This is a genomic window from Comamonas trifloxystrobinivorans, assembly GCF_043359985.1.
Classification (GTDB): Bacteria; Pseudomonadota; Gammaproteobacteria; order Burkholderiales; family Burkholderiaceae_C; genus Comamonas; species Comamonas trifloxystrobinivorans.
The window spans coordinates 71,919-98,040 of the sequence record NZ_JBHZGV010000014.1 but is presented as its reverse complement, the minus strand read 5'-3'; the positions used below and the strand labels follow the sequence as shown (position 1 = coordinate 98,040).

General features: G+C 60.2%; 26 protein-coding genes and 1 tRNA gene. 17 read left to right on the top strand and 10 right to left on the bottom strand.

Translation table 11 applies throughout. The annotated features are described in order from the left end of the window. The first annotated feature begins 72 nt into the window (after positions 1 to 72). Positions 73 to 825 carry a Nif3-like dinuclear metal center hexameric protein gene (locus tag ACFIQF_RS18140; RefSeq protein WP_393945023.1) on the top strand — a complete coding sequence of 251 codons (753 nt, stop codon included), beginning with the start codon at positions 73 to 75 and terminating at the stop codon, positions 823 to 825. 70 nt (positions 826 to 895) lie between these two features. Further along, a complete protein-coding gene (gene pdxA / locus ACFIQF_RS18135; protein ID WP_393945022.1) occupies positions 896 to 1,954 on the top strand; it encodes a 4-hydroxythreonine-4-phosphate dehydrogenase PdxA in 1,059 nt (352 codons plus the stop codon). 197 nt (positions 1,955 to 2,151) lie between these two features. On the opposite strand, the gene mscL is transcribed toward pdxA, so the two are convergent. Beyond that, the gene (mscL, locus tag ACFIQF_RS18130) at positions 2,152 to 2,580 is read right to left on the bottom strand and encodes a large conductance mechanosensitive channel protein MscL (protein WP_393945020.1); all 429 of its coding nucleotides are present in this window, start codon (positions 2,578 to 2,580) and stop codon (positions 2,152 to 2,154) included. Positions 2,581 to 2,720: 140 nt separating this feature from the next. Here mscL and petA point away from each other — a divergent pair, with 140 nt between their 5' ends. The 6 genes from petA (at position 2,721) to ACFIQF_RS18100 (ending at position 7,008) form a co-directional block, all read left to right on the top strand. Continuing rightward, positions 2,721 to 3,317, top strand: a complete 597-nt coding sequence (gene petA, locus ACFIQF_RS18125; RefSeq protein WP_393945018.1) for a ubiquinol-cytochrome c reductase iron-sulfur subunit — start codon at positions 2,721 to 2,723, stop codon at positions 3,315 to 3,317. 9 nt (positions 3,318 to 3,326) lie between these two features. Beyond that, a complete protein-coding gene (locus ACFIQF_RS18120) occupies positions 3,327 to 4,775 on the top strand; it encodes a cytochrome b (protein WP_393945017.1) in 1,449 nt (482 codons plus the stop codon). A gap of 18 nt (positions 4,776 to 4,793) precedes the next feature. Then, positions 4,794 to 5,558 carry a cytochrome c1 gene (locus tag ACFIQF_RS18115; protein ID WP_393945016.1) on the top strand — a complete coding sequence of 255 codons (765 nt, stop codon included), beginning with the start codon at positions 4,794 to 4,796 and terminating at the stop codon, positions 5,556 to 5,558. Positions 5,559 to 5,684: 126 nt separating this feature from the next. Beyond that, positions 5,685 to 6,296, top strand: a complete 612-nt coding sequence (locus ACFIQF_RS18110) for a glutathione S-transferase N-terminal domain-containing protein (protein WP_393945014.1) — start codon at positions 5,685 to 5,687, stop codon at positions 6,294 to 6,296. A gap of 68 nt (positions 6,297 to 6,364) precedes the next feature. Next, on the top strand, positions 6,365 to 6,883 hold the full coding sequence (locus ACFIQF_RS18105; RefSeq protein WP_393945012.1) for a ClpXP protease specificity-enhancing factor: 519 nt from the start codon (positions 6,365 to 6,367) through the stop codon (positions 6,881 to 6,883). Positions 6,884 to 6,932: 49 nt separating this feature from the next. Then, positions 6,933 to 7,008: transfer RNA gene (locus tag ACFIQF_RS18100), tRNA-Thr, on the top strand. Positions 7,009 to 7,135: 127 nt separating this feature from the next. Here the strand turns inward: ACFIQF_RS18100 and ACFIQF_RS18095 are convergent. Next, positions 7,136 to 7,459 carry a hypothetical protein gene (locus ACFIQF_RS18095; RefSeq protein WP_393945011.1) on the bottom strand — a complete coding sequence of 108 codons (324 nt, stop codon included), beginning with the start codon at positions 7,457 to 7,459 and terminating at the stop codon, positions 7,136 to 7,138. A gap of 220 nt (positions 7,460 to 7,679) precedes the next feature. Here ACFIQF_RS18095 and secA point away from each other — a divergent pair, with 220 nt between their 5' ends. The 4 genes from secA to ACFIQF_RS18075 all read left to right on the top strand — a co-directional run bounded on the left by secA (position 7,680) and on the right by ACFIQF_RS18075 (position 13,433). Then, a complete protein-coding gene (gene secA / locus ACFIQF_RS18090; RefSeq protein WP_393945009.1) occupies positions 7,680 to 10,424 on the top strand; it encodes a preprotein translocase subunit SecA in 2,745 nt (914 codons plus the stop codon). A 95-nt stretch (positions 10,425 to 10,519) separates the two neighbouring features. Beyond that, positions 10,520 to 11,755 (top strand): bifunctional glutamate N-acetyltransferase/amino-acid acetyltransferase ArgJ, encoded by a 1,236-nt coding sequence (gene argJ, locus ACFIQF_RS18085; protein WP_393945007.1) that lies wholly within the window; start codon positions 10,520 to 10,522, stop codon positions 11,753 to 11,755. 181 nt (positions 11,756 to 11,936) lie between these two features. Next, on the top strand, positions 11,937 to 12,905 hold the full coding sequence (locus tag ACFIQF_RS18080) for an ATP-binding protein (RefSeq protein WP_393945005.1): 969 nt from the start codon (positions 11,937 to 11,939) through the stop codon (positions 12,903 to 12,905). Positions 12,906 to 12,959: 54 nt separating this feature from the next. Further along, positions 12,960 to 13,433: an NUDIX domain-containing protein gene (locus tag ACFIQF_RS18075; protein ID WP_393945003.1), complete on the top strand. Its 474-nt coding sequence runs from the start codon at positions 12,960 to 12,962 to the stop codon at positions 13,431 to 13,433. A gap of 21 nt (positions 13,434 to 13,454) precedes the next feature. On the opposite strand, the gene ACFIQF_RS18070 is transcribed toward ACFIQF_RS18075, so the two are convergent. The 7 genes from ACFIQF_RS18070 to ACFIQF_RS18040 all read right to left on the bottom strand — a co-directional run bounded on the left by ACFIQF_RS18070 (position 13,455) and on the right by ACFIQF_RS18040 (position 20,065). Next, positions 13,455 to 13,667 (bottom strand): DNA gyrase inhibitor YacG, encoded by a 213-nt coding sequence (locus tag ACFIQF_RS18070; protein ID WP_393945002.1) that lies wholly within the window; start codon positions 13,665 to 13,667, stop codon positions 13,455 to 13,457. 39 nt (positions 13,668 to 13,706) lie between these two features. Next, entirely contained in the window at positions 13,707 to 14,462 is a 756-nt protein-coding gene (gene zapD, locus ACFIQF_RS18065) for a cell division protein ZapD (RefSeq protein ID WP_393945000.1), read from the bottom strand. 16 nt (positions 14,463 to 14,478) lie between these two features. Continuing rightward, the gene (gene coaE / locus ACFIQF_RS18060) at positions 14,479 to 15,102 is read right to left on the bottom strand and encodes a dephospho-CoA kinase (protein WP_393944998.1); all 624 of its coding nucleotides are present in this window, start codon (positions 15,100 to 15,102) and stop codon (positions 14,479 to 14,481) included. Between the two features lies 1 nt (position 15,103). Beyond that, the gene (locus ACFIQF_RS18055) at positions 15,104 to 15,973 is read right to left on the bottom strand and encodes a prepilin peptidase (protein ID WP_393944996.1); all 870 of its coding nucleotides are present in this window, start codon (positions 15,971 to 15,973) and stop codon (positions 15,104 to 15,106) included. 2 nt (positions 15,974 to 15,975) lie between these two features. Beyond that, on the bottom strand, positions 15,976 to 17,202 hold the full coding sequence (locus ACFIQF_RS18050) for a type II secretion system F family protein (protein ID WP_393944995.1): 1,227 nt from the start codon (positions 17,200 to 17,202) through the stop codon (positions 15,976 to 15,978). Positions 17,203 to 17,222: 20 nt separating this feature from the next. After that, the gene (gene pilB / locus ACFIQF_RS18045) at positions 17,223 to 18,959 is read right to left on the bottom strand and encodes a type IV-A pilus assembly ATPase PilB (protein ID WP_393944993.1); all 1,737 of its coding nucleotides are present in this window, start codon (positions 18,957 to 18,959) and stop codon (positions 17,223 to 17,225) included. Positions 18,960 to 19,135: 176 nt separating this feature from the next. Continuing rightward, positions 19,136 to 20,065 (bottom strand): polyprenyl synthetase family protein, encoded by a 930-nt coding sequence (locus tag ACFIQF_RS18040; RefSeq protein ID WP_393945113.1) that lies wholly within the window; start codon positions 20,063 to 20,065, stop codon positions 19,136 to 19,138. Positions 20,066 to 20,346: 281 nt separating this feature from the next. Here ACFIQF_RS18040 and rplU point away from each other — a divergent pair, with 281 nt between their 5' ends. The 4 genes from rplU (at position 20,347) to proB (ending at position 23,460) form a co-directional block, all read left to right on the top strand. Further along, complete coding sequence (gene rplU / locus ACFIQF_RS18035) at positions 20,347 to 20,658, top strand: 50S ribosomal protein L21 (RefSeq protein ID WP_184707123.1); 312 nt, start codon at positions 20,347 to 20,349, stop codon at positions 20,656 to 20,658. 15 nt (positions 20,659 to 20,673) lie between these two features. After that, complete coding sequence (rpmA, locus tag ACFIQF_RS18030; RefSeq protein ID WP_393944991.1) at positions 20,674 to 20,934, top strand: 50S ribosomal protein L27; 261 nt, start codon at positions 20,674 to 20,676, stop codon at positions 20,932 to 20,934. A 183-nt stretch (positions 20,935 to 21,117) separates the two neighbouring features. Further along, positions 21,118 to 22,236, top strand: a complete 1,119-nt coding sequence (gene cgtA, locus ACFIQF_RS18025; RefSeq protein WP_393944989.1) for an Obg family GTPase CgtA — start codon at positions 21,118 to 21,120, stop codon at positions 22,234 to 22,236. A gap of 84 nt (positions 22,237 to 22,320) precedes the next feature. Beyond that, positions 22,321 to 23,460, top strand: a complete 1,140-nt coding sequence (gene proB / locus ACFIQF_RS18020) for a glutamate 5-kinase (protein WP_393944987.1) — start codon at positions 22,321 to 22,323, stop codon at positions 23,458 to 23,460. A gap of 91 nt (positions 23,461 to 23,551) precedes the next feature. Here proB and ACFIQF_RS18015 read toward each other — a convergent pair whose 3' ends face one another. Further along, positions 23,552 to 24,268 (bottom strand): RNA pyrophosphohydrolase, encoded by a 717-nt coding sequence (locus ACFIQF_RS18015; RefSeq protein ID WP_393944985.1) that lies wholly within the window; start codon positions 24,266 to 24,268, stop codon positions 23,552 to 23,554. Positions 24,269 to 24,360: 92 nt separating this feature from the next. Between ACFIQF_RS18015 and ACFIQF_RS18010 the strand changes: the two genes are divergently transcribed. Next, positions 24,361 to 26,103 (top strand): proline--tRNA ligase, encoded by a 1,743-nt coding sequence (locus tag ACFIQF_RS18010; protein ID WP_393944983.1) that lies wholly within the window; start codon positions 24,361 to 24,363, stop codon positions 26,101 to 26,103. Positions 26,104 to 26,122: the final 19 nt, after the last annotated feature.

Sequence of the window (26,122 nt, the reverse complement as noted above, 5' to 3'; positions counted from 1 at the left end):
TGAATGTGACCCGTTCAGCGGGTTTTGTTTTGCCGGGCGCAGAGCGGGCAGCCGGTTTGCGACAATCCGGGCATGAGCACGACCCGCCAAGACATGCTGCAGGCTTTCAACGAGCTGCTGCAGCCCGAACGATTCAAGGACTACGGCCCCAACGGCTTGCAGGTAGAAGGCAAGGCCGAGATCCGCAAGCTCGTCAGCGGCGTGACCGCGTCGCGCGCGCTGATCGAAGCGGCCATTGCCGCGCAGGCCGACGCCATTTTTGTGCACCACGGCCTGTTCTGGCGTGGCTACGACGGCCGCATTACCGGCTGGATGAAGCAGCGCATTGAGCTGCTCATCAAGCACGACATCAACCTGTTTGCCTACCACCTGCCGCTCGATGCCCACCCCGAGCTGGGCAACAACGCCCAGCTCGGCGCGCGCCTGGGCTGGCAAGCCGATGCGCGTTTTGGCGAGCAGGATCTGGGCTTTATCGGCAGCATCGCCGAAGCCCAGCCTGGCCAGATTGCGGCGCAGATACAACAGGCCTTGGGGCGTTCCGTCACGCTCGTGACAAGTGAAGCAGCGCGCCCAATCCGCCGCATGGCCTGGTGTACCGGTGGTGCCCAAGGCTTTTTTGAGGCGGCCATCGCTGCAGGTGCTGACGGCTTTTTGACGGGTGAAATCTCCGAGCCGCAGGCCCATCTGGCGCGCGAAACCGGCGTCAGCTTTTTTGCCGCCGGCCACCATGCAACCGAGCGCTACGGCGCGCCCGCGGCGGCAGCTCACATTGCACAGCAGCTGGGTGTGGCGCACGAGTTCATCGAGATCGACAACCCGGCTTGAGCTGCTGAAAACCTGTTTGCTGGCGCTGCCTGCTTCGGCGCCAGTCTTTGTTTTTGTGAAGGACCGTGCCGTGGAGCGCACCCCGTTGTTGGCTATTACCCAAGGCGATCCGGCCGGGATTGGCCCGGAAATCATCGCCAAGGCTTTTCGTGATGCGCCCGAGCGCATGGAAGGCTGCTTTGCCCTGGGCGATGCGGCTACCTTGCGCCGCGCCGCGCAAGTGCTGACCGTACCTGGCCAATGCAGCTTGCCAGTGGCTGAAATTGCGCAGCCGAAAGATGCTTGGCAGGTACCGCCTCGCTGCTTGCCGGTGTTGCCATTGCCCGGCTTGCCAGGACCGCTGCCTTGGGGCCAAGTGCAGGCCGAGGCTGGCCGCGCCGCCGCCACCTGCGTGCAGTGGGCGGCCCGCGCCGCCTTGCACGGTGAGATTGATGGCTTGGTGACCGCGCCGCTGCACAAGGAGGCGCTGCATCTGGCGGGCGTTGATTTTCCCGGCCACACTGAGTTGTTGCAGGCCGAGGCGGCGCAGCATGCGGGCGTGTCCGTAGAGCAAATGCCCGTGCGCATGATGCTGGCCAACGAGTCGCTGCGCACGGTGCTGGTCAGCATCCATGTCTCGCTGCGCGATGCGATTGCGGCAGTGACTACCGAGAACGTGCTGGAGACGATTCTCATCACCCATGCAGCCCTGTCTGCATCGCTGGGCCGAGCGCCCCGTATTGCGGTCGCTGGTTTGAACCCGCACGCAGGCGAGGCGGGACACATGGGGCGCGAAGAGATCGAGCAGATAGCGCCTGCGGTTGCTGCCGCGCAGGCCCAAGGCATGAGCGTGGTTGGCCCGGAGGCGCCGGATACGGTGTTCATGCGCGCCCGCAGTGTGCCGGGAAAGCAGGGCGAGTTCGATGTGGTGGTGGCGATGTACCACGACCAGGGTTTGATCCCTGTGAAGTACCTGGGCCTGGACCAGGGCGTGAACGTCACGCTGGGCTTGCCGCTGGTGCGCACCAGCCCGGACCACGGCACTGCCTTCAACATTGCTGGCCAGGGCGTGGCCGATGCGGCGAGCCTGGTCGAAGCTGTGCAGGTGGCGCGGCGCTTGGCACAGGGTGGGGCGCTAAACGCTTGCTGAAAATCTGGCTTTGCGCTGGCTCAAACCAAGCTATTGATGTTTCGGTGGCGATTGCTCGCCACAAGGACTGAATCCACCATCAGACAAGCCTTGAAGTGGTGCTGAGAGGCCATTGATAGCTATAAAAAAAGCAGCTGAGGTCAGCTGCTTTTTTGTTTGCAAAGAATTGTTGTTGGTCGGCGGCCTGTTGCAAAAAATCAACGCTTTTGCTGCAGGCTGTCGCGGATTTCACGCAGCAAGACGATGTCTTCGGCCGGTGCGGCAGGGGCTTTGGCGGGGGCTTCGCGCTTGAGGCGGTTGATCTGCTTGACCATCATGAAGATGATGAAAGCCAGGATCAGGAAGTTCACGGCCACGGTGATGAAGTTGCCGTAGGCGAACACGGGAATACCGGCTTTTTTCAGGGCGTCGAGCGTGCGTGGCACACCGTCGGGGATGGTGCCCAACACCACGAAAAGATTGGAAAAATCGAGCTTGCCGAAGATCAGGCCGACCAGCGGCATGATCAGGTCGTTGACGACCGAATCGACAATCTTGCCGAAGGCACCGCCGATGATCACACCGACTGCCAGATCCATCACGTTGCCCTTGACCGCGAACTCGCGGAATTCCTTCATGAAGCTCATGCCTAGCTCCTACCAAATAAACATGAACGATAGTATCGCTCAGCTTCAAGGGTTTCGGCGCATTGCACGACTGGCGAGACCGTCCGTACAATCCGCCGAAAACCGAGATATAAGCAAAGCGAAGTTCATCAAGGAGCCCCATGAGTGATTCTTCCGTCGACTCGAGTAAACGGACGTGGCTGATAGCGTCGGGTTGTGCTGGCGCAGTGGGAGGAGTCGCCACCGCAGTCCCCTTTGTCAGCTCGTTCCAGCCTTCTGAAAAGGCCAAGGCCGCCGGTGCAGCGGTCGAGGTCGACATTTCGGACCTCAAGCCGGGCGAAAAGCTTACCGCCGAATGGCGCGGCAAGCCGATCTGGATCATGCGGCGCACGCCCGAGCAACTGGCCGAGCTGCCCAAGCTCGATGGTCAGCTGGCGGACCCCAAATCCGAGCGCACGGCCTACCCGACGCCCGATTACGCGAAGAACGAAACCCGCTCCATCAAGCCAGATGTGCTGGTGGTGATCGGCATCTGCACCCACCTGGGCTGCTCGCCGATCGACAAGCTCAGCGCCGGCCCGCAGCCCTCGCTGCCTGACGATTGGCAAGGCGGTTTTCTCTGCCCCTGCCACGGCTCGACCTTTGACCTAGCTGGCCGCGTCTTCAAGAACAAGCCCGCGCCCGACAACCTCGAAGTGCCAGCGCACATGTATCTCTCGGATACCAAGCTGCTCATCGGCGAAGACAAAAAAGCATAAGGAGGCGCCATGGCACACGAATTCAAAGAAATTTCGCCCAATGCCAGCATCGGCGCCAAAGCTGGCAACTGGCTGGAGAACCGCTTTCCCACGGCGTTCGAGGCCTACCGCGTGCACATGTCGGAGTACTACGCTCCGAAGAATTTCAACTTCTGGTACATCTTTGGCTCGCTGGCACTGCTGGTGCTGGTGATCCAGATCGTCACCGGCATCTTCCTGGTGATGCACTACAAGCCCGATGCGGAAAAAGCCTTCGCCTCGGTCGAATACATCATGCGCGATGTGCCCTGGGGCTGGCTGATTCGCTACATGCATTCCACCGGCGCCTCGGCCTTCTTTGTGGTGGTGTATCTGCACATGTTCCGCGGCCTGCTCTACGGCAGCTACCGCAAGCCACGCGAGCTGGTCTGGATCTTTGGCTGCGCCATCTTCCTGTGCCTGATGGCCGAGGCCTTCATGGGCTACCTGCTGCCCTGGGGCCAGATGTCTTACTGGGGCGCACAGGTGATCGTGAACCTGTTCTCGGCGATTCCCTTTATCGGCCCTGATCTGGCGCTGCTGATCCGTGGCGACTATGTGGTGGGCGATGCCACGCTGAACCGCTTCTTCAGCTTCCACGTGATTGCTGTGCCGCTGGTGCTGCTGGGCCTGGTGGCGGCGCACTTGCTGGCACTGCACGATGTGGGCTCGAACAACCCCGACGGCATTGAAATCAAAGGCCCGAACGCGCCCAAGGATGCCAAGGGCAATCCGCTCGACGGCGTGCCTTTCCACCCCTACTACACCGTGCACGACATTTTTGGCGTGGCAGTGTTCTTGTTCATCTTCTCGGCCATCGTGTTCTTTGGCCCGGAAATGGGTGGCTACTTTCTGGAGTACAACAACTTCATCCCCGCTGACCCGCTGAAGACGCCCAACCATATTGCACCGGTCTGGTACTTCACGCCGTTCTACTCGATGCTGCGCGCCATCACCAGCGAGATGATGTATGCGCTGTCGGCCATTCTGGTGATCGCCGTGGGCTTTGTCTGGCTGAAAACACGCCTGGCCGGCATTCTCAAGGTTGGCCTGGCTGTGGTGGCACTGGTCGTGCTGGCACTGTTTGGTGCATTTGCCTTCACTGGCATCAAGGCGCTGTCGGGTATTGACGCCAAGTTCTGGGGTGTGGTGGTGATGGGCCTGGCGGTGATCATTCTGTTCTTCCTGCCTTGGCTGGACCACAGCCCGGTCAAATCGATCCGCTACCGCCCCGATTGGCACAAGTATGTGTACGCGGTGTTTGTGGTCAACTTTGTGGTGCTGGCCTACCTGGGTGTGCAGCCGCCATCGCCGATTGGCGAGAAGGTATCGCAAGTGGGCACCTTGTTCTACTTTGGCTTCTTCCTGCTGATGCCGTGGTGGAGCAGCAAGGGCACGCCCAAGCCGGTGCCGGACCGCGTCACCTTCCATGCGCATTGAACCAGGGAGAGCAACACAATGAAAAAAATAGTTCTTTCCGCGCTGATGGCTGTAGGTGTGTGGCTGGGTGCAGCGCCGGTACAGGCGGCTGAAGGCGGCATTGCCTGGGACAAGGCCAAGATCGATTCCACCAATACAGCATCGTTGCAAAACGGCGCCAAAATCTTCGTCAACTACTGCCTGAGCTGCCACTCGGCGGCATTCATGCGCTACAACCGGCTCAAGGACATTGGCCTGAGCGATCAGCAGATCAAGGACAACCTGCTGTTCACCACCGACAAGGTGGGCGAAACCATGAAGGCGGCCATCGATCCCAAGCAGGCCAAAGACTGGTTTGGCGCCAACCCGCCGGATCTGACCTTGGTGGCGCGCTCGCGGGCCGGTCACCAGGGCTCGGGCGCGGACTATCTGTATACGTTCATGCGCAACTTCTACAAAGACGACACCAAGGCCACCGGTTGGAACAACCTGGCCTTCCCGTCGGTCGGCATGCCCCACGTGCTGTGGGAGCTGCAGGGCGTGCGCACGCCAGTGTATGAGGAGGTGGAGGAGCACGGCCACAAGGTGCAGCGCTTTACGGGTTGGAACCAGGTCACGCCGGGCAAGCTGACCCCGGCTGAATTCGATAATACTGTGGGTGATTTGGTGAACTATCTACAATGGATGGGTGAGCCCGCCCACAACACCCGTATTCGCGTTGGCGTCTGGGTGCTGATTTTCCTGCTGGGCCTCATCTTCCTGACCTGGCGCCTGAACGCGGCGTTCTGGAAAGATGTGAAGTAATCACTGTTGATAGCGCGCAGCCAGGCGCGGCCCGTTTGCAGGGCTTGAATTTTGGTTGCCGATTTGTGTAGAGTGGGCGGCATTGACTGCTACCCACTCTTTTTGATTTTTGAGGAGCCTTCCACCATGATGGTGCTTTATTCGGGAACGACCTGCCCTTTCTCTCACCGCTGCCGCTTTGTGCTGTTTGAAAAAGGCATGGACTTCGAGATCCGCGACGTGGACCTGTTCAACAAGCCCGAAGACATCAGCGTGATGAACCCCTACGGCCAAGTGCCGATTCTGGTGGAACGCGATCTGATCCTGTACGAATCGAACATCATCAACGAGTACATCGACGAGCGCTTCCCCCATCCGCAGCTGATGCCAGGCGACCCGGTGGAGCGCGCCCGCGTGCGCCTGTTCCTGCTGAACTTCGAAAAGGAACTGTTCACCCATGTGCACACGCTGGAAGAGCGCGGCACCAAGGGTAACGAAAAAGCCCTGGAAAAGGCCCGTTCGCAAATCCGCGACCGCCTGACGCAGATGGCCCCGGTGTTCCTGAAGAACAAGTTCATTCTGGGCGAGAATTTCTCGATGCTGGACGTGGCGATTGCTCCGCTGCTGTGGCGCCTGGATTACTACGGTATTGAGCTGTCGAAGAACGCAGCGCCGCTGCTCAAGTACGCCGAGCGCATCTTCTCGCGCCCCGCCTACATCGAAGCGCTGACGCCCTCTGAAAAGGTCATGCGCAAGTAAGAACCGCAGGCCCGGCCGTTGCCGGGCCGGTGCGCGGGTGCGAATCCGCCGCCGCAAGAAAGTGCCTCATGAGTGAAATCCAGACAACGTCGACCCAGCCGTACCTGATCCGTGCCTGGGTGGAATGGTGCAATGACAATGGCCTGACGCCGTACCTGAGCGTGCGCGTGGACAAGACCGTGCAGGTGCCGCGCGAGTTCGTCAAGGATGGCGAGATCGTGCTCAACATCAGCTACGACGCGACCAACGCACTCAAGCTGGGCAACGACTTCATCGAGTTCACCGCCCGCTTTGGCGGTGTGCCACGCGAAATCATGATCCCGGTCAGCCGCGTGATCGCTATTTTTGCGCGTGAAACCGGCCAGGGCATGGGCTTTCCGCCACCCGAAGACCTGCTGGCGGACGACGCCGAACACGCCATGCAAGCGCTGGAACAGGCCGAGGACGCGGAAGCCGGCGACGGCGAACCCGCTGCCAGCGGCGCGCCGGTGATGCAGATTGTCTCGTCCAGCGACGAGCTGCCCGAAGGCGACGGCCCGGGCAAACCGCCCAAGCCTGGCAAGCCTTCGCTCAAGCTCGTGAAATAGTCGCACATCGGCATTTTTGCGAACAATCCCGTATAGAATGCCGCATGTTGCCGGTTTAGCTCAGTTGGTAGAGCAACCGCCTTGTAAGCGGTAGGTCATCAGTTCGATTCCGATAACCGGCACCACAGACATCCCAGGCCGTTCGTTGATATTCAGCGAACGGCCTTTGTTTTTGCGGCAAATGCCGTCAATAGCTGGGGCGCATGCCTTGCAGTCTCTTGCGCAGCGGCCGGTTTGCGGTCTGGGCAGCGTTCAATAGCTGCTGGGCGCGCGCAGTACTTTCAGGCGAATATCGGCCGTAGGGTAGCCTTTGACGCGCAGGTGCGCGGCCATGGCGGGCACCAGTTGTTTGAGCTTGGCGGCGCAGGCATTGTTGGCGACCAGCAGGCACCACTGATCACCCTCGATCGGGCCGGGCTTGATGGCAGGGCGCAGCATGGGCGGAATGAGAAATTCCACCAGTTTGTAACGCGCCGACGACTCGCGCGTGAGCGCCACCAGGCTGGCAAGCGAGGGCGCTTCGCTGGCAGCTTGTTCAACGGTAATGGCGTAATGGCGGCGGTTGGACTGAATCATGGCGGCTCGGGCAGGCGGGTGGCGTGAAAGCCATACTATGCAATGTACCTGCCACAACGCATTCTAGTCAGGGTTGTAGAATGTTTTATTTGGCAGGTGCTGCAGCCGGTATTGAATCCGGGTGCATTGTCTCCATCTGACACAACTCTAAACACTAGGAATTCCGGTCGCATGGCGGGGTTGGCCACAGAGCTGGCCCGCGTCTTGTGGTTCTGTTCGCATGGCAACCAACTTCTTCACCAAAATTTTTGGCAGTCGCAATGATCGCCTGCTCAAGCAATACCGCAAAGTCGTAGCGCGCATCAATGCGATGGAGCCGGAGTACGAGAAGCTCAGCGACGAGCAATTGCGTGCCAAAACGCAGGAGTTCAAAGACCGGGTGGCAGGCGGCGAATCGCTGGACAACCTGTTGCCCGAGGCCTTTGCCGTGGTGCGCGAAGGCTCCAAGCGCGTGATGAAGATGCGCCATTTCGACGTGCAGATGCTCGGCGGCATGGCTTTGCACTACGGCAAGATTGCCGAAATGCGCACCGGTGAAGGCAAAACCCTGACCGGCACCTTGCCCGTGTACCTGAACGCGCTGTCCGGCAAGGGCGTGCACGTGGTGACGGTGAACGATTACCTGGCCACGCGCGATGCGACCTGGATGGGGCGTTTGTACAATTTTCTGGGCCTGTCGGTAGGTATCAACCTGTCGCAACTGCCCAAACACGAAAAGCAGGCGGCTTACGGTTCCGACATTACCTACGGCACCAACAACGAATACGGTTTTGACTACCTGCGCGACAACATGGTGCAGGACAAGGGCGAGCGCGTGCAGCGTAAGCTCAATTTCGCCATCGTCGACGAAGTGGACTCGATCCTGATCGATGAAGCGCGTACGCCGCTGATCATCTCCGGCCAAGCCGAAGACCACACCGCCGCCTATCTGGCCATGCGCACCGTGGTGCCGCTGCTCACCCGCCAAGAGGGCGAGGCCGATCCGCGTACTGGCGAAGGCGTGACCAAGCCGGGCGATTTCACGGTCGACGAAAAAGGCCACCAGGTCAACCTGACCGAGCAAGGCTACGAAGCGGCTGAACGCATTCTGGCCGAAAAGGGTTTGATCCCCGAAGGCGCATCGCTGTACGACCCCAGCCATATCACCCTGGTGCACCAGCTGTTTGCCGCTTTGCGCGCCGAGCACCTGTACCACCGTGACCAGCACTATGTGGTGCAGGGCGGTGAAGTGGTGATTGTGGATGAGTTCACCGGCCGTCTGATGTCGGGCCGCCGCTGGAGCGAAGGCCTGCACCAGGCCGTGGAAGCCAAGGAAGGCGTGGAAATCCAGGCCGAGAACCAGACCATGGCCTCGATCACTTTCCAGAACTACTTCCGTCTCTACACCAAGCTGGGCGGCATGACGGGTACGGCCGATACCGAAGCCTACGAGTTCCAGGAAATCTACGGTCTGGAAACCGTGGTGATCCCGCCCAACCGCCCCAGCAAGCGCGACGACCAGCTGGATCGCGTCTACAAAACCACGCCGGAAAAGTACGTGGCGGCCATTGCCGACATCCGCGAATGCTACGAGCGCGGCCAGCCCGTGCTGGTGGGTACGACCTCGATCGAAAACTCCGAGATCATCGACCAGCTGCTGAACAAGGAAAACCTGCCGCACCAGGTGCTGAACGCCAAGCAGCACGAGCGCGAGGCGGACATCATCGCCCAGGCCGGCCGCCCCGGCATGATCACCATTGCCACCAACATGGCCGGTCGTGGCACCGACATTGTGCTGGGCGGCAATATTGAAAAACAGGTGGCAGCGATCGAGTCTGACGAAGCGCTGTCCGAGGCCGAGCGCAAGAGCAAGGTGGAAGCCCTGCGTGCCGAGTGGAAGCTGGAGCACGACAAGGTGACCGAGCTGGGCGGCCTGCGCATCATCGCCACCGAGCGCCATGAATCGCGCCGTATCGACAACCAGCTGCGTGGCCGTGCCGGCCGCCAGGGCGACAAGGGTTCGTCGCGCTTCTACCTGTCGCTCGACGACCAGCTGATGCGCATTTTTGCCGGTGACCGCGTCAAGGCCATCATGGAACGCCTGAAGATGCCCGACGGCGAAGCCATTGAAGCCGGTATCGTGACCCGCTCCATCGAAAGCGCCCAGCGCAAGGTGGAAGCGCGCAACTTCGACATGCGCAAGCAGCTGTTGGAGTACGACGACGTGGCCAACGACCAGCGCAAGGTGATCTACCAGCAGCGCAACGAGATTCTGGACGCGGAAGACCTGTCGCCGATGATCGACGGCATGCGTGACAGCACCTTGGCCGATGTGGTGCGCCAGTACGTGCCCGAGCAGTCGATGGAAGAGCAGTGGGATCTGGCTGGCCTGGAGAAGACGCTGCGCGAAGACTGGCAGATCGATCTGCCGCTGACGCAGCTGCTCGACAGCTCGGAATCGCTGACCGACGAAGAGATTGAAGAAAAAGTGGTGGTCGAAGGCGCCCGCCTGTTCAACGGCAAGTTGGAGCAGGCTGGCAAAGAGAACTTCATGCAGTTCATGCGTGCGGTGCTGCTGCAGACGCTGGATTCGACCTGGCGCGATCACCTGGCCGCACTCGATTACCTGCGCCAAGGCATCCACCTGCGTGGCTATGCGCAAAAGCAGCCCAAGCAGGAATACAAGCGCGAAGCTTTCGAGCTGTTCCGCCAGCTGATTGACCAGGTCAAGAACCAGGTCACGCGCGTGATGATGTCGGTGCAGATCCGCTCGCCTGAGCAGCTCGACGAAGCCACCGAGCAGCTCGAGCAAAGCAATGCCCGCATGAACAATGTGAGCTACAGCGGCGCGCAAGAGCCTTCGGCGCAAGAAGCCGAAGCCCAAGAGCCGCTGGATCTGCCCGAAGGCATGCGCGTAGCGCGCAACGACCCTTGCCCCTGCGGCAGCGGCAAGAAATTCAAGCTCTGCCACGGTAAACTGTCCTGATACCGCATGGCTGACGACAACGGGCTTTGCACTGCCGCAGAGCCCGTTTTTTTCATGGTTTCCCCCTTTTCTGTCTCTACCCTGGAAAGACTGATATGCCCGTCAATTTGAAAGCCCCCGTGGCGCAAGATCTGGCCCCCATCGCCGGTGTACGCATTGGTGTGACGGAGGCCGGCGTGCGCAAGGCCAACCGCAAAGACCTGACTGTTTTCCTGCTGGACGAAGGCAGCCATGTGGCTGGCGTGTTCACCAAGAACCGCTTCTGCGCTGCACCGGTGCAGATCTGCCGCGAGCATCTGGCAGGCCAGGGCGGTAATGCCATCCGTGCCATCGTCATCAACACCGGCAATGCCAACGCTGGCACGGGCGCTGATGGCTTGGCCCGCGCCAACGCCACTTGCGATGCGCTGGCTGGTTTGCTGAAGATCGATGCCAAGCAGGTGCTGCCTTTCTCGACCGGTGTGATCATGGAGCCGCTGCCGGTGGACCGCATCACGGCCGGCCTGCCAGCCGCCATTGCCGACGCCAAGGCCGACCACTGGGCCAAGGCCGCCGAAGGCATCATGACTACTGACACCATTCCCAAGGCGTTTTCCGCCCAGGCGGTGGTGGGCGGCAAGACCGTGCACGTGACCGGCATCAGCAAGGGTGCGGGCATGATTCGCCCCAACATGGCCACCATGCTGAGCTTTTTGGCTACCGATGCCGCCATTGATGCGGCCCTGCTGCCTGCGCTGGCCAAGGAACTGGCCGACCAATCCTTCAACCGCATCACGATCGATGGCGATACCTCAACCAATGACTCGTTCGTGGTGGTGGCTACCAACCAGGCCGGCAACGCCGCGGTGAGCGACTGGAACAGCGCTGACGGCAAGGCTTTGATGGCTGCGCTGCGCGAAGTAGCGCAAAAGCTGGCGCAAGCGATTGTGCGCGACGGCGAGGGTGCCACCAAGTTCATCCAGATCGACGTCGAGCAAGGCAAGACCGAAGAGGAATGCCGCCTGGTGGCCTATGCGATTGCGCACTCGCCGCTGGTGAAAACTGCTTTCTTTGCCAGCGACCCTAACCTGGGCCGCATCCTGGCTGCCGTGGGTTACGCCGGCATTGAAGACCTGGACCAGACGCAGATCGAGCTGTTCCTGGACGATGTGCATGTGGCCACCAAGGGCGGCCGCAAGGCGGAGTACCAGGAAGCTGATGGCCAGCGCGTGATGAAGCAGCAAGAGATTGTGGTGCGCGTGCAGCTGGGCCGTGGCAATGCCAAGACCACGCTGTGGACCTGCGACCTGAGCCACGACTACGTCAGCATCAACGCGGATTACCGCTCCTGACAGGTGCTGCGGCAGCTTGGCTTGGGCCGGCTGCCGTTTGCGCTGCAATCCATGGCGGAGTAGTTGTTGGCGCTTGCCGGGCTGGGGTTTCGACCGGGTATCGGTTCAACACCCAGCGGAGTCAAGCGCTGCCAGCTACGCCAGACATACCAACAACACCTCCGAGACAACGAGCGCTTGCATGACCACGCCTTCCGACGCCTTCTCTGCCATTGCGGCTCCCTTGAACCAGCTGGTGCAACGCGCCGAGCAACTGATGCAGCGCATCGAAGCGGTGCTGCCACAGCCTTTGCAGGCGCCGACAGACTGGAATGAGGCCATCGCTTGGCGCTACCGCAAGCGTGCTAACGGCTGCGGCGCATTGGAGCCGGTGCGCCACGTGGGTGCCATGCAGTTGAGTGATTTGCAGAATATTGACGTCCAAAAGGACAAAATTGCGCGCAATACGGAGCAGTTTGTCCAAGGGCGGACGGCGAACAACGTGCTCTTGACGGGCGCGCGCGGCACCGGCAAGTCGTCGCTGATCCGCGCTTGCCTGCACGCTTATGCGCCGCAGGGCTTGCGCTTGATCGAAGTCGACAAGGCCGATCTGACGGACTTGCCCGATATTGTCGACGTGGTGGCGGGCCGGCCCGAGAAATTCATTATCTACTGCGATGACCTGAGCTTTGAAGAAGGCGAGCCCGGCTATAAGGCCATGAAGTCGATTCTGGACGGCTCGGTCTCGGCAGCCACGCCGAACGTGCTGGTCTACGCCACCAGCAACCGCCGCCATCTGCTGCCCGAGTACATGACCGACAACCTGGCCCAGCAAAAGGGCGAAGACGGTGAAATTCACCCCGGCGAGGTGGTGGAAGAGAAGATTTCGCTCTCTGAGCGTTTTGGCCTGTGGGTGAGCTTTTACCCGTTCAGCCAAGACGAATACCTGCGCGTGGTGGCGCAATGGCTGTCCGCGCTAGGCGTGGCAGAGGCGGAGATTGAAGCGTCGCGCCCCGAAGCCTTGGTATGGGCGCTGGAGCGCGGCTCGCGTAGCGGCCGTGTGGCGCACCAATTTGCCCGCGACTGGGCGGGCCGTAGCAACCGCCAGGCCGAAGGCCGTGTGCGTATTGCCGATGTGCACGATTTGAGCGAAGAAGCCGAGGAAGACTGAAGCTGGCGCCAAGACACGGGCGGCTTTGTTGGTCGCCCGAAATGGAAAGATATAGTGACTGAGTTATCCACAACCCCGAGCCCTGTTCGCCAACACACCGAAGTGGCGGTGGGCGTGCTGATCCGCGAAAGCGACAACGCGCTCTTGATCACCAGCCGCCCTGCGGGCAAGCCGCGCGCGGGCTGGTGGGAGTTTCCTGGTGGCAAGCTGGAAGCAGGCGAAACCGTGGAGCAGGCGCTGCGCCGCGAGCTGCAGGAGGAGCTGGGCATCACCATTGGCAACTGCATCGCCTGGAAGGTGACCGAGCACGACTATCCGCACGCCTTGGTGCGTTTGCACTGGTGCAAGGTGACGCAGTGGAGCGGAGCGTTTGAAATGCGCGAAGGCCAGCAAATGGCCTGGCAACAGTTGCCGCTGACGGTGCGGCCGGTGCTGGAGGGGTCTTTCCCTGTGCTGGAATGGCTCAGCGAAGAGCGCGGTTTGCCGTTTGATGTGGATTTGTACGCCAAGGATTTGCCTGCCGCGTGAGCTGCAGGCAGATTGGCTTATTCAATCTTCCAGCCGCGGGTCGCCGTAAGGCTTGTCTTCGGGCGGAGTCTGGGCTGGCACGCGAAACTCTTCATTGCCCCAGGCGCCCAGGTCGATCAGCTTGCAGCGTTCACCGCAGAACGGGCGAAAGCGGTTGCTTTTGGCAAAGGTGGACGGGCCGCCGCACTGGGGGCAGGTGATGGCGGGCAGGTCGTATTCCGGGGTGTTGCTCATGCAGCGATTGTAGGGCGCAGGGCAGCAAGCCAGCGCCTGTCAGGCGCACAAGACCATTTCGTACTGGCCGTCATCCTGGGCTAGTACCAACTGGCCGTTGTCGGCCTTGTGCAGCATGCGGATCGAGATCATCAGGCGATTGCCACTGATCTCGGGCACCAGGCCGCTGCTTGGGTCAAGCTGCAAACGCAGGAGCTGGTAGGTGCGGCCTTGCGGCAGGTTTTGCTGGAACTGGCCGCGTACGGTGGCAATGCGCTGCGGCGTGCCTGAATCGCGGAACAGGCGCAGCAGCAGGAACAAGGCGCTGGCCAGCGGTGCGAACGGCTCTGTCCAGCGCTGCAGATCGGCGCGGCGCAATTCGCTGTCGGCATGCAGCCAGGTGTGGTAGCTGGGCAGATCGAAGGTACAGGTGCCGCCAGGAATGCCCGAGCGGTTGCGTATGGCCATCAGCCATTCGTTCTCGATCAGCAACTGGCTGGGTTTGCCATTTTGCTCGCGCAACTGGGTGTGGGCGGTGTCGATCTGGGCAATGACTTTGTCGAGCATGTCGACGGCGATCATCGGGCTGGCACGGTAGGCGTTGAACTGCTGGCGCTGGCGCTCCAGGTCTTTCAGCAGATCGGCCTTGAGGTCGGTGCGCGACGCTACATCCATGATTTCGAACAGCGTGGTGATCGCAAAATGGTGATCAACATCACTGTTGCGTTGCAAGAGCACATCCAGACGGCGCAGCAAATACTCCAACCGCAGGTAGGAGCGCACGCGTTCGTTGAAGGGGTACTCGTAAACAATCACGGAATAGGTGGCTTGGCTAAAGAGAATCGGGAATGGCTGCTATCAAATCATTGTATAGGTGACGCACTTGCTCGCCTAGCGCCTGTAACGACAGTGTTTCATTCCAGAGCACCCAATCGGCTTTTTGCAGGCGCTGCCGGCGGCTGGCCTGCTGGGCCATGATGGCCTGTATGGCTTCGGGTGCCAGCTGGTTGCGTTGCTGCACGCGGGCGATTTGTGTGCTTTCGAGACAGTCGACCACCACCACCTGGTCAAGTTGGGGGCTCCAGGTGCTGGATTCGGCCAGCAACGGAATGTCGAAAATCACCAAGGGTGAATCGGTGTGCACGCAGGCTTGCTCGTACTGCTCAGCAATGCTGCACTTGATGAGCGGGTGCAAGATGCCTTCGAGGCGCTGTTTGTACGCAGGGTCTTGGAAGACCGCTTCGCGCATGGCAGCCCGGTCCAAGGCTTGCTCGGCATTGATGAAGCGATCGCCGAACGCTTTGCGGATCGGGGTAATGGCGGCGCCGCCGGGCAAAGTCAGGCTGCGGGCGATGTGGTCGGCATCAATCAGCGCGCAGCCGAGCTGGGCGAAGTGCTGCGAAACCGTGCTCTTGCCGCTGCCGATCCCGCCGGTGACACCAATGCGCGGTTTCATCTCAGGGCTGCAGCAAGCGGTCGATGATGCCAGTGCCAAACCACATCACCAGAAAACCGGCGCCGGCCAGAAACGGGCCAAACGGGATGTAGCCGCCTTCGCGCAGGCTGGCGAAAACTTTGATGGCGATGCCGATCACGACGCCAACCAACGAGGAGAACAGGGCAATCGGAATCAAGGCTTGCCAGCCAAACCAGGCGCCCAGGGCGGCCAGCAATTTGAAGTCGCCGTAACCCATGCCTTCTTTGCCGGTGAGCAGCTTGAAAGCCCAGTAAATGCTCCATAGCGCCATATAGCCAATGGCTGCACCGTACAACGAATCTTTGAGCGGCACCGCAATCCAGCCCAGGGCACTGCACAGCAGGCCAGCCCAGAGCAAGGGCAGGGTCAGGTCGTCTGGCAGGTAGGTGGTGTCCCAGTCGATCAAGGCTGCGGTGAGCAAGACCGACGAGAAAAAGCACCAAGCCGCACCGGTGGCGCCCAGGCCCCAGCGGTGAATGCAATAGGCCCACAGCATGCCGTTGGCAATTTCTACCAGCGGGTAGCGCACCGAGATGCGCGCTTTGCACTGGCTGCACTTGCCGCCCAGAAACAACCAGCTGAGCACCGGAATGTTCTCGTACCAGCGAATCTGGTGGCCGCAATGCGGGCAGCGCGAGGCTGGCGTGCAGATGTTGAAACGTTCTTCTTTTTGCGCTTCTGCGGTACTGGGGGCTGCTGGTGTTGCATCGTCAGCCAGCAGTTCCTTGGCTTCGCGCTTCCAGCCACGCTCCAGCATCACCGGCAGGCGATAGACCACTACGTTCAAAAAACTGCCGACGAGCAAGCCCAGCAGCGTAGCTAGTGCTACATAAACCGCACCTTCTGACACGTTTAAACCACCTGGCCCATCTTGAAAATTGGCAGATACATGGCTACCACAATCCCGCCAATGATGGTGCCGAGAAACACGATGATGATGGGCTCCATCAGGCTGGACAGGCCGGCCACTGCTTCATCCACCTCGGCTTCATAGAAGTCGGCCGCCTTACCCAGCATGTGGTCAATCGCACCGGATTCTTCGCCGATGGCGCACATCTGGATCACCATGGTGGGGAACACGTTGGCGTCTGACATGGCCACCGTCAGGCTGGTGCCGGTAGAGACCTCTTGCTGGATTTTTTCGGTGGCTTCGGAAAACAGTGCGTTACCAGACGCGCCACCCACGGAGTCCAATGCTTCGACCAGGGGGACGCCGGCAGCGAACATGGTGGAGAGCGTTCGAGTCCAGCGCGCCACGCAGGACTTCTCAATCAACGGGCCAAAAATAGGGATGCGCAGCAGCAGACGGTCCATGGTTTTCTGCATTTTTTCGCTGCGCTTCCAGGCTTGCAGGAAGAAATAGATGGCACCGCCAATGCCAAAAAAGATCAGGTACCAGTATTTGACAAAGAAATCGCTCATGCCCATGACGAACAGAGTGGGGGCGGGCAAGTCGGCACCAAATGCAGAAAATACCTCTTTGAATGCCGGGATCACAAAGATCATGATCACCGTCACCACGATAAAAGCGACGATCACGACGGCTGTCGGGTACATCAGCGCCGAGCGGATCTTGCTCTTGATGGACTCGGTCTTTTCCATGTAGGTGGCCAAGCGGTCCAACAGGCCTTCCAAAATACCGGCCGCTTCACCGGCTTCCACCAGGTTGCAGTACAGCGCATTGAAATACATGGGGTGGCGACGGAAGGCGGTGCTCAGCGATGAGCCCGATTCCACATCGCTGCGCACCTCGTTGAGCAGCTTGGTCACGCTGGCGTTGGTGCTGCCTCGGCCCACAAGATCGAAGGCTTGCAGCAAAGGCACGCCGGCCTTCATCATGGTGGCCAACTGGCGCGTGAACAGCGCGATATCTTTGGGCTTGATCTTCTTGCCCGAGCGCATGCGGCGCTTTTTGATTTTCGACGGCAGAATGCCCTGGCGGCGCAGGCTCGCAATGACCTGGTTTTCGCCGCCAGCGCGTGTTTCACCTCGGACAATCTTGCCGTTGCGGTCCTTGCCTTCCCATTCGTAAACGGTTTCGTTCGAGGCCTTTTTGGTGCTGGTTGTTTTGGTTGCCATTTCTCCCTGCCCTCATTGCTTTATTCGTTGGTGACGGCCAGAACCTCTTCGAGCGAGGTCAATCCTTTTTTCACTTTGTGCAAGCCCGAAGTTCGCAGCGATCGCACGCCCTCGGCCTGCGCCTGCTCGGCAATCTCCAGTGCACTGCCATCGCGCAAGATGATGCGCTGCATTTCTTCGGAAATCGGCATCACCTGGTAGATGCCTACCCGTCCTTTATAGCCATTGTTGCAGGCTTCACAGCCGACGGGCTCGTACGGCATCCAGGTGCCATCCAGGTCTTCCTCCTGGAAACCGGCTTCCAACAGATTCTCGTGGGGAATCTCGGTGGGGCGCTTGCAATTGGGGCACAGACGCCGTGCCAAGCGCTGGGCCGTGATCAAAATGACGCTGGAGGCAATATTGAACGGCGCAATGCCCATGTTGCGCATACGCGTCAAAGTGGTGGGCGCGTCGTTGGTGTGCAAGGTCGACAGCACCAAGTGGCCGGTTTGTGCGGCCTTGATCGAGATGTCGGCGGTTTCCAGGTCGCGGATTTCACCGACCATGATGATGTCCGGGTCCTGGCGCAGAAATGCCTTGAGCGCTACGGCAAACGTGAGCCCGGCCTTGTCGTTGACGTTGACCTGGTTGACGCCCGGCAGGTTGATTTCTGACGGATCTTCTGCCGTGGAAATATTGACGCCGGGGGTGTTGAGGATGTTCAGGCAGGTGTAGAGCGACACCGTTTTGCCCGAACCGGTGGGGCCGGTCACCAAAATCATGCCGTAGGGACGGCCGATGGCGGTGAGCAGGCGCTCTTTCTCTTCGGGCTCGTAACCCAGAGCATCAATGCCCAGCTTGGCGCTGCTCGGGTCCAGAATACGGATCACGATCTTTTCGCCAAACAAGGTGGGCAAGGTGCTGACACGGAAGTCGATCACCCGGTCCGGCCCAATCTTCATCTTCATGCGACCGTCTTGCGGCACGCGCTTTTCTGAAATGTCCAAGCGTGAGATCACCTTGATACGCGAGGCCAGCTTGTCTTTGATACCGGTGGGCGGTGAGGCAATTTCGCGCAACTCGCCGTCGACGCGAAAACGGATGCGGTACTGGTGCTCGTATGGTTCGAAATGCAAGTCGGAGGCTCGCATATTGAAGGCATCGATCAGCATCTTTTGCAGAAAGCGGACGATGGGCGCATCTTCGACATCGTTTTCGTCTGCATTGCCGGAATCGCTGGCGGCGGCGTCTTGGTCCTCTTCGAACTCATTCAAATTGACGTCGCCGACCATGGCGCTGACGTTATCGCCGCCCTGCTTGCCAATCGCCTCCAGGGCTCTGACCACCTTGGCGTGCTCGGCCAACACCCAGTCCACACTCAGTTGCGTGGTGAACTTGATCTGCTCGGCCACCGAATGGTCGGTCGGGTCGGCCGTGGCCACCACCAAGCGGTTGCCGCGCTTGGCCAGCGGCACGATTTTGTTGGCGGCTGCCAGCTTGGCATCAAGCAGGTTGTCGGGCAGGCGCGCCAGATCAATGGCGTCCAGATCTATCAGAGGCGCGGCATAGACTGAAGAGATGATGCTGGCGACATCGCTGCCGGAGACGGCGCCACTGGTGGCCAGTTCGCCGATAAAGCTGTTTTTGTTTTTCAGGCTGCTGGCATACAAGGCCTCGGCCTTGGGAAGCGGCAGCTTGCCGCTGGCGACCAGGGCACGTGCGATGCCCGGTAGCGCAATAGCTTGGGATGGGGATGAAGTATTGTTGTCAGCCATTAATCGGGTACGCCTATCGTCGATAGCCTCTCTGCGTATGACGGAAACTGTAGCAGTTGTTCAGGATTTCCACAAAAAAAGCACAGCCCGCCACTGCGCTTTGCAGTGGAAGTACGACAGTTTGCTTTGCTTGACGATGCGGCGTGCAGCCGGGGGCTGCCTGGCGCGGTAAGCGACTAGACGCGTCGGCTCAGCAGCTGAGAGGCCAACTGCACCATAGCATGGGTGTGGGCGTTTTGCGGCAAGTTGCCCAGGCAATCAATGGCTTCTTGCGCTTGCTCAGCTGCAGCGCTTCGGGTGGCGTCCAGGGCACCCGTGGCTTTCACCACCTCCACAATCTGTGCCATGTCTGGGGTGGAGCCGTTTTCGATGGCGCGCACGATCATCTCGCGCTCGGGCGCTGCAGCGCGTTGCATGGCAATGATCAGCGGCAGGGTGACTTTGCCTTCACGCAGATCGTCGCCGATGTTTTTGCCCATCACCGCAGTGTCTCCGTCGTAATCCAGCGCGTCATCAATCACCTGGAAGGCTGTACCCAGAGCGCGACCATAGTTGGCGCAGGCGGCTTCGGTGGCTTCGTCGGCATTGGCCAACACGGCGGCCAGGCGTGAACTTGCTTCGAACAGCTTGGCAGTCTTGGAGCGGATCACCGTCAGATAGCCGGCTTCGTCCAGGTCCACGTTGTGGGTGTTGATCAGCTGCTGCACCTCGCCTTCGGCAATGATGTTGGTGGCTTCCGACAAGATTTGCATGACGCGCATGTTGTCGGCGTCCACCATCATCTGGAAGGCGCGCGAGTGCAGAAAGTCGCCCACCAGCACGCTGGCGGCATTGCCAAAGCTCTCATTGGCCGTGGGCTTGCCGCGTCGCATGGTGGATTCGTCGACCACATCGTCATGCAGCAAGGTGGCCGTGTGGATGAATTCCACCACGGCCGCCAGGTTGAAATGCTGGTCGCCCTTGTATCCCAGAGCGCCAGCCATCATCAGCAGCAAGGCTGGGCGCAGGCGCTTGCCGCCGGCCGAAATGATGTAGTGTGCGATCTCGCCAATCAGCGGTACCGAGGAGTCCAGCCGTCGTGCGATCACGGCGTCTACCTGGCGCATATCGTCGGCGACCAGGCTCAAAGGGTTGGTGGAAGCGGTGGTGGTGGACTCGGACAAGGCTGCTATCTCGGTGTTTTTTATCGATCCTGCATTATAGGAAGCGCGGCAGGACCGGCTGCCGACAAGCCCTGTGGCTGATGCAGGGGAAGGGGCCTTTGTGTGGCCGGGCGCTGGGAAATCAGGTGAAACCCCAGCATGATTTGCGGGTTTGGGGCTTGCGTGCTAAAATCTTCGGCTCTTGTGAAATTTCTTTGCAAGATATTCCCCTTTAGAGGTTTTATATGTACGCGGTCATAAAAACCGGTGGCAAGCAGTATCGCGTTGCTTCCGGCGAAAAAATCAAGGTAGAACAGATTGCTGCGGACGTAGGCCAAGAAATCGTGATCGATCAAGTTTTGGCAGTCGGCGACGGCGCAGAACTGAAGATCGGCACGCCCTTGGTGTCCGGCGCAACTGTTAAGGCTACGGTGGTAGCCCATGGCAAGCACGACAAAGTGCGTATCTTCAAGATGCGTCGTCGTAAGCACTATCAGAAGCGTCAAGGCCATCGCCAGCAGTTCACCGAACTGCAAATCGGTGCGATTGCAGCTTAACAGGAGCTATATCTCATGGCACAGAAAAAAGGCGGCGGCTCTACGCGAAATGGACGTGATTCCAAGCCAAAAATGCTGGGTGTGAAGGCTTTCGGTGGTCAACTGATCAGCGCCGGCTCCATCATCGTGCGTCAGCGCGGTACCCGCATCCATCCTGGCGTCAACGTCGGTATGGGCAAGGATCACACCTTGTTTGCTCTGGTGGACGGCCACGTGTCGTTCGACACCAAGGGCGCTTTGTCCAAGCACACGGTGAACATCACCAAGGCTGCTTGAGACTGAGTCTCTCCAAGGGCTTCGGCCCTGGCCAAAGCCCCGCGTTGTCGGGGCTTTGGTGTTTTTGGGCTGGGCCCGGGTCGCTGTGAATGCGACAATAGCGGTTTCGGCATCGCCTGCGGTCCATGGGGGCCCGGCATGACAAATCCCGTGATTCCTTGCTGAAGCGGGTGGATAGCGACCATGAAATTCGTAGATGAAGCATTTATTGACATTGCAGCTGGCGATGGTGGCAATGGCTGTGTGTCGTTCCGCCACGAGAAATACAAGGAATTCGGCGGCCCGGACGGCGGGGACGGTGGCCGTGGCGGCCATGTCTACGCGCTGGCAGACGTCAACCTGAACACGCTGATCGACTACCGCTACTCGCGCCGCCATGAGGCCGAGCGCGGCGAGCACGGCAAGGGTTCGGACATGTTTGGTGCCGCTGGCAAGGACATCACCTTGCACATGCCTGTTGGCACCATCATTACCGACGCCGAGACGGGCGAGGTGCTGTTTGAGCTGCTCAATCCGGGCGAGATCATCACCATTGCCAAGGGCGGTGATGGCGGTTTTGGCAATTTGCGCTTCAAGAGCGCGATCAACCGCGCGCCGCGCCAAAAGACTCCGGGCTGGAAGGGCGAGCGCCGCAATCTGAAGCTGGAACTCAAGGTGCTGGCCGATGTGGGCTTGCTGGGCATGCCCAATGCGGGCAAATCCACCTTTATCTCGGCCGTTTCCAATGCGCGCCCCAAGATTGCAGATTACCCGTTCACCACACTGCACCCCAACCTGGGTGTGGTGCGTGTGGGCCCGGAAAAAAGCTTTGTTGTGGCTGATATTCCTGGCCTGATCGAGGGTGCTTCCGACGGTGCCGGCCTCGGCCACCAGTTCTTGCGTCACTTGCAGCGCACCCGTTTGTTGCTGCACGTGGTGGATTTGGCACCTTTTGACGAAGGTGTGGATCCGGTGGCGCAGGCCAAGGCCATCGTGCAAGAGCTGAAAAAGTACGACGAAGAGCTCTACAACAAGCCGCGTTGGCTGGTGCTGAACAAGCTGGACATGGTTCCCGAGGACGAGCGCGCTGCCAAGGTGAAAGATTTCGTCAAGCGCTACAAGTGGAAGGGTCCGGTGTTTGAGATTTCGGCCCTGACGCGCGAAGGCTGTGAGCCGCTGATCAAGGAAATCTTCCAGTTTGTGCACACCATGCAAAAGGCCGAGCAGCAGCCCGAAGAGGTGGATCCGCGCTTTGTTGAGGGCGCGGAGCACAGTGAGCAGCCCGATTATTCGGACGATCCCCGTTTTGCGCCGCGCGATTAAGCAACGCTCGCGGGCGGCCAAGACGCTCTTTTATTGATAGCTGCTAGCGCCTGCCAGCTGGGCGCAAAAACGAAAACTAGCAAAATGGCATCGAATGTATTGCGCGACGCTCGTCGCATCGTGGTCAAGGTCGGCTCCAGCCTGGTGACAAACGAGGGCAAGGGCCTGGACGAGGGGGCGATCACCGAGTGGAGCCGCCAGCTGGCTGCCCTGGTGCATGGCGATGACGGCATCAAGCGCGAAGTCATCATGGTCTCCAGTGGTGCCGTGGCCGAAGGCATGAAGCGCCTGGGCTGGCACCAGCGCCCCAAGGAAATTCATGAGCTGCAGGCCGCTGCCGCCGTGGGTCAGATGGGTCTGGTGCAGATGTACGAAACCAAGCTGCGCGAGCAAAACCTGGGCAGCGCCCAAGTGCTGCTGACCCATGCCGATCTGGCCGACCGCGAACGTTATTTGAACGCCCGCGTCACGCTGCTGACTTTGCTGCACCTGGGCGTGGTGCCGGTGATCAACGAAAACGACACCGTCGTCAACGATGAAATCAAGTTTGGCGACAACGACACTCTGGGCGCCTTGGTAGCCAACCTGGTGGAAGCCGATGCGTTGGTCATCTTGACCGACCAGAAGGGTTTGTACACTGCCGATCCACGCAAGAACCCGGATGCCGAGTTCGTGCACGAGGCGCAAGCCGGTGACCTGAAGCTGGAGGCCATGGCTGGCGGTGCAGGCAGCGGTATCGGCAAGGGCGGCATGCTCACCAAGATTCTGGCTGCCAAGCGTGCCAATGGCTCGGGTGCATCCACCGTGATCGCCTGGGGCCGAGAGAAAGACGTGCTTTTGCGTCTGGTGGCGGGCGAAGCCATTGGTACTTTGTTGGTTGCCGATACGCACAAGAACCAGGCGCGCAAACAGTGGATGATGGACCACCTGCAAATGCACGGCTATGTGACGGTGGATGCAGGCGCTGCGCAAAAACTGCGTGGCGAAGGCAAGAGCCTGCTGCCCATTGGCATGGTCAGCGTGCATGGCGAGTTCTCGCGCGGCGAGGTCATCGGTGTGCGCGATCCGGAAGGTGTCGAACTGGCCCGTGGGCTGGCCAACTACAGCAGTGCCGAGGCGCGCCGCCTGTGCCGCAAGCCTTCGAGTGAGTTTGAGCAACTGCTGGGCTATACCGGTGAGCCCGAAATGTTGCACCGCGACAATATGGTGCTGACCGGGTTCTGATTCCTGTCATTGGCGGCGTTTGGCTGCCAAGCTGCTGCCTAAAGCAAGAAAAAGCGCCGAATTCGGCGCTTTTTGCATTTTGCTTGCTGCCTCAGGCTTGGCCCTCGGGCGGCTGGCGCGTGGCATTGGCCGGGTCCGGGTCAAAGCTGGCGCCAGGCGGCAACTCCATCTCCTGCATCATGCGCAAAGGCGAGTGGTAGCTGACCGAGGCGGTGACGGACACCTGCAGCGTTTCAGTCACCACATGCGCTGCCGGCCCGTGGTTGTATTGATCAGCGTGCTCGCCATTGTGTTGCTGGCGCGCGTTGCTGCGCAGATAGCGGTTGCGTGGATCTTGGCGCGGTACAAAGCGTGACAATTCGGTCAGCGCCATCTCGTACACGCCGCGCTTGAACTCCACCACCACATCCAGCGGCACCCAGTAATCGTTCCAACGCCAGGCGTCGAACTCCGGGTGGCTGGTGGCGCGCAGGTTCAGGTCCCAATCGTGGCCGGTTAACTGGAGCAAAAACCATATTTGCTTTTGTCCGCGATAATAGCCTCTTGCATCGCGTCGGATAAAGCGCTCGGGCACCTCGTAGCGCAGCCAGTCGCGCGTTCTAGCCACAATACGGACATGCTCTGGTCGCAAGCCCACTTCTTCATGCAGCTCTCGAAACATCGCCTGCTCGGGGGTTTCTCCACGGTCGATACCGCCCTGCGGAAACTGCCAGCTGTGGGTGCGGATGCGCTTGCCCCAAAACACCTGATTGCGCTGGTTGAGCAGGATGATGCCGACGTTAGGCCTAAAGCCGTCTCGGTCCAGCATAATCTAACCCCAATTTTTTAAACTGCGTCCATTATGCCTGCGCCTTGAATCCATCTTCAAGGGGGCAACTACTAGGCTTATTGCTACAGACTATGAAAGCTTCGCAATTCCTCATTTCGACCCTCAAAGAAGCGCCTGCAGACGCCGAGATCGCCAGCCACCAGCTGATGACCCGCGCCGGCATGATCAAAAAGCTCGGCGCCGGCATCTACAACTACATGCCCATGGGCCTGCGCGTGATCCGCAAGGTCGAGGCCATCGTTCGTGAAGAAATGAACCGCGCCGGCGCCATCGAAGTGACGATGCCCGTGGTGCAGCCCGCCGAGCTGTGGCAAGAGACTGGCCGTTTCGAGAAAATGGGCCCCGAGCTGCTGCGCATCCAAGACCGCCATGGACGCGATTTCGTCATCCAGCCCACCTCGGAAGAAGTGGTGACGGACATTGCCCGCCAAGAGTTCAAGAGCTACAAGCAGCTGCCCAAGAACCTCTACCAGATCCAGACCAAGTTCCGCGACGAGCGCCGTCCTCGCTTTGGCCTGATGCGCGGCCGCGAGTTCATCATGAAGGACGCTTACTCCTTCGACAAAGACCGCGATGCAGCGCAAATCAGCTACCAAACCATGCGCGCCGCTTACAAGCGCATTTTTGACCGCTTTGGCCTGCAATACCGCGCCGTGCGCGCCGACAGCGGCGCCATTGGTGGCGACCTGAGCGAGGAGTTCCAGGTGATCGCCGCTACCGGCGAAGACGCCATCGTCTACTGCCCCAACAGCGATTACGCGGCCAATATCGAAAAGGCCGAAAGCCTGGCGCCCACGCAAGCGCGCCCTGCCGCCAGCCAAGCCATGGCCAAAACGGCTACGCCCGGCAAGAGCACTTGCGCCGATGTGGCAGCCTTGCTGAACCTGCCTTTGCAAAATACCGTCAAATCGCTGGTGTTGGCTACCGATGAGCGCAGCGATAAGGGCGATATCGTGCAATCGCAAGTTTGGCTGCTCTTGCTGCGTGGTGACCACGAGATGAACGAGATCAAGGTGGGCAAGGTGCCTGGCCTGGCCGATTTCCGCTTTGCGACCACGGCCGAGATTGAGGAGCACTTTGGTTGCCAGCCTGGCTACCTGGGCCCGATCAACCTGAAAAAACCCGTCAAGCTGGTGGTGGACCGCGACGTGGCCGTGATGGCCGACTGGGTGTGCGGCGCCAACGAGGTGGATTTCCACATCACCGGCGTCAACTGGGGCCGCGATCTGCCCGAGCCCACCGTGGTGGCCGACCTGCGCAACGTGGTGGCGGGCGACAAGTCGCCCGACGGTGCTGGCGAGCTGGCGATTGAGCGCGGTATCGAGATTGGTCACGTGTTCTACCTGGGCACCAAGTACTCCAAGGCCATGAACGCCAATTTCCTTGATGAAAACGGCAAGGCAGCCCCGTTCGAGATGGGTTGCTACGGCATTGGCGTCACGCGCTTGCCAGCTGCGGCCATCGAGCAGAACCACGACGAGCGCGGCATCATCTGGCCCGACGCAATTGCGCCCTTCTCTGTGGTGGTTTGCCCCATCGGCTGGGACCGCAGCGAAGCCGTGCAGGCTGCAGCCCAAAAGCTACACGCAGACTTGCTGGCTGCCGGTGTCGATGTGATACTGGACGACCGCGGCGAGCGCCCTGGCGCCATGTTCGCCGATTGGGAGCTGATTGGTGTGCCGCACCGCCTGGTGTTGGGCGACCGTGGCCTGCAAGAAGGCATGGTCGAGTACCAGCACCGCCGCGATACCGCTGCCACCAAGGTGCCGGTGGCCGAGGTGCTGGCGTTTATCACCAGCCGCGTCAAAGCATAAGCAAAGCCTAGAACAGCGC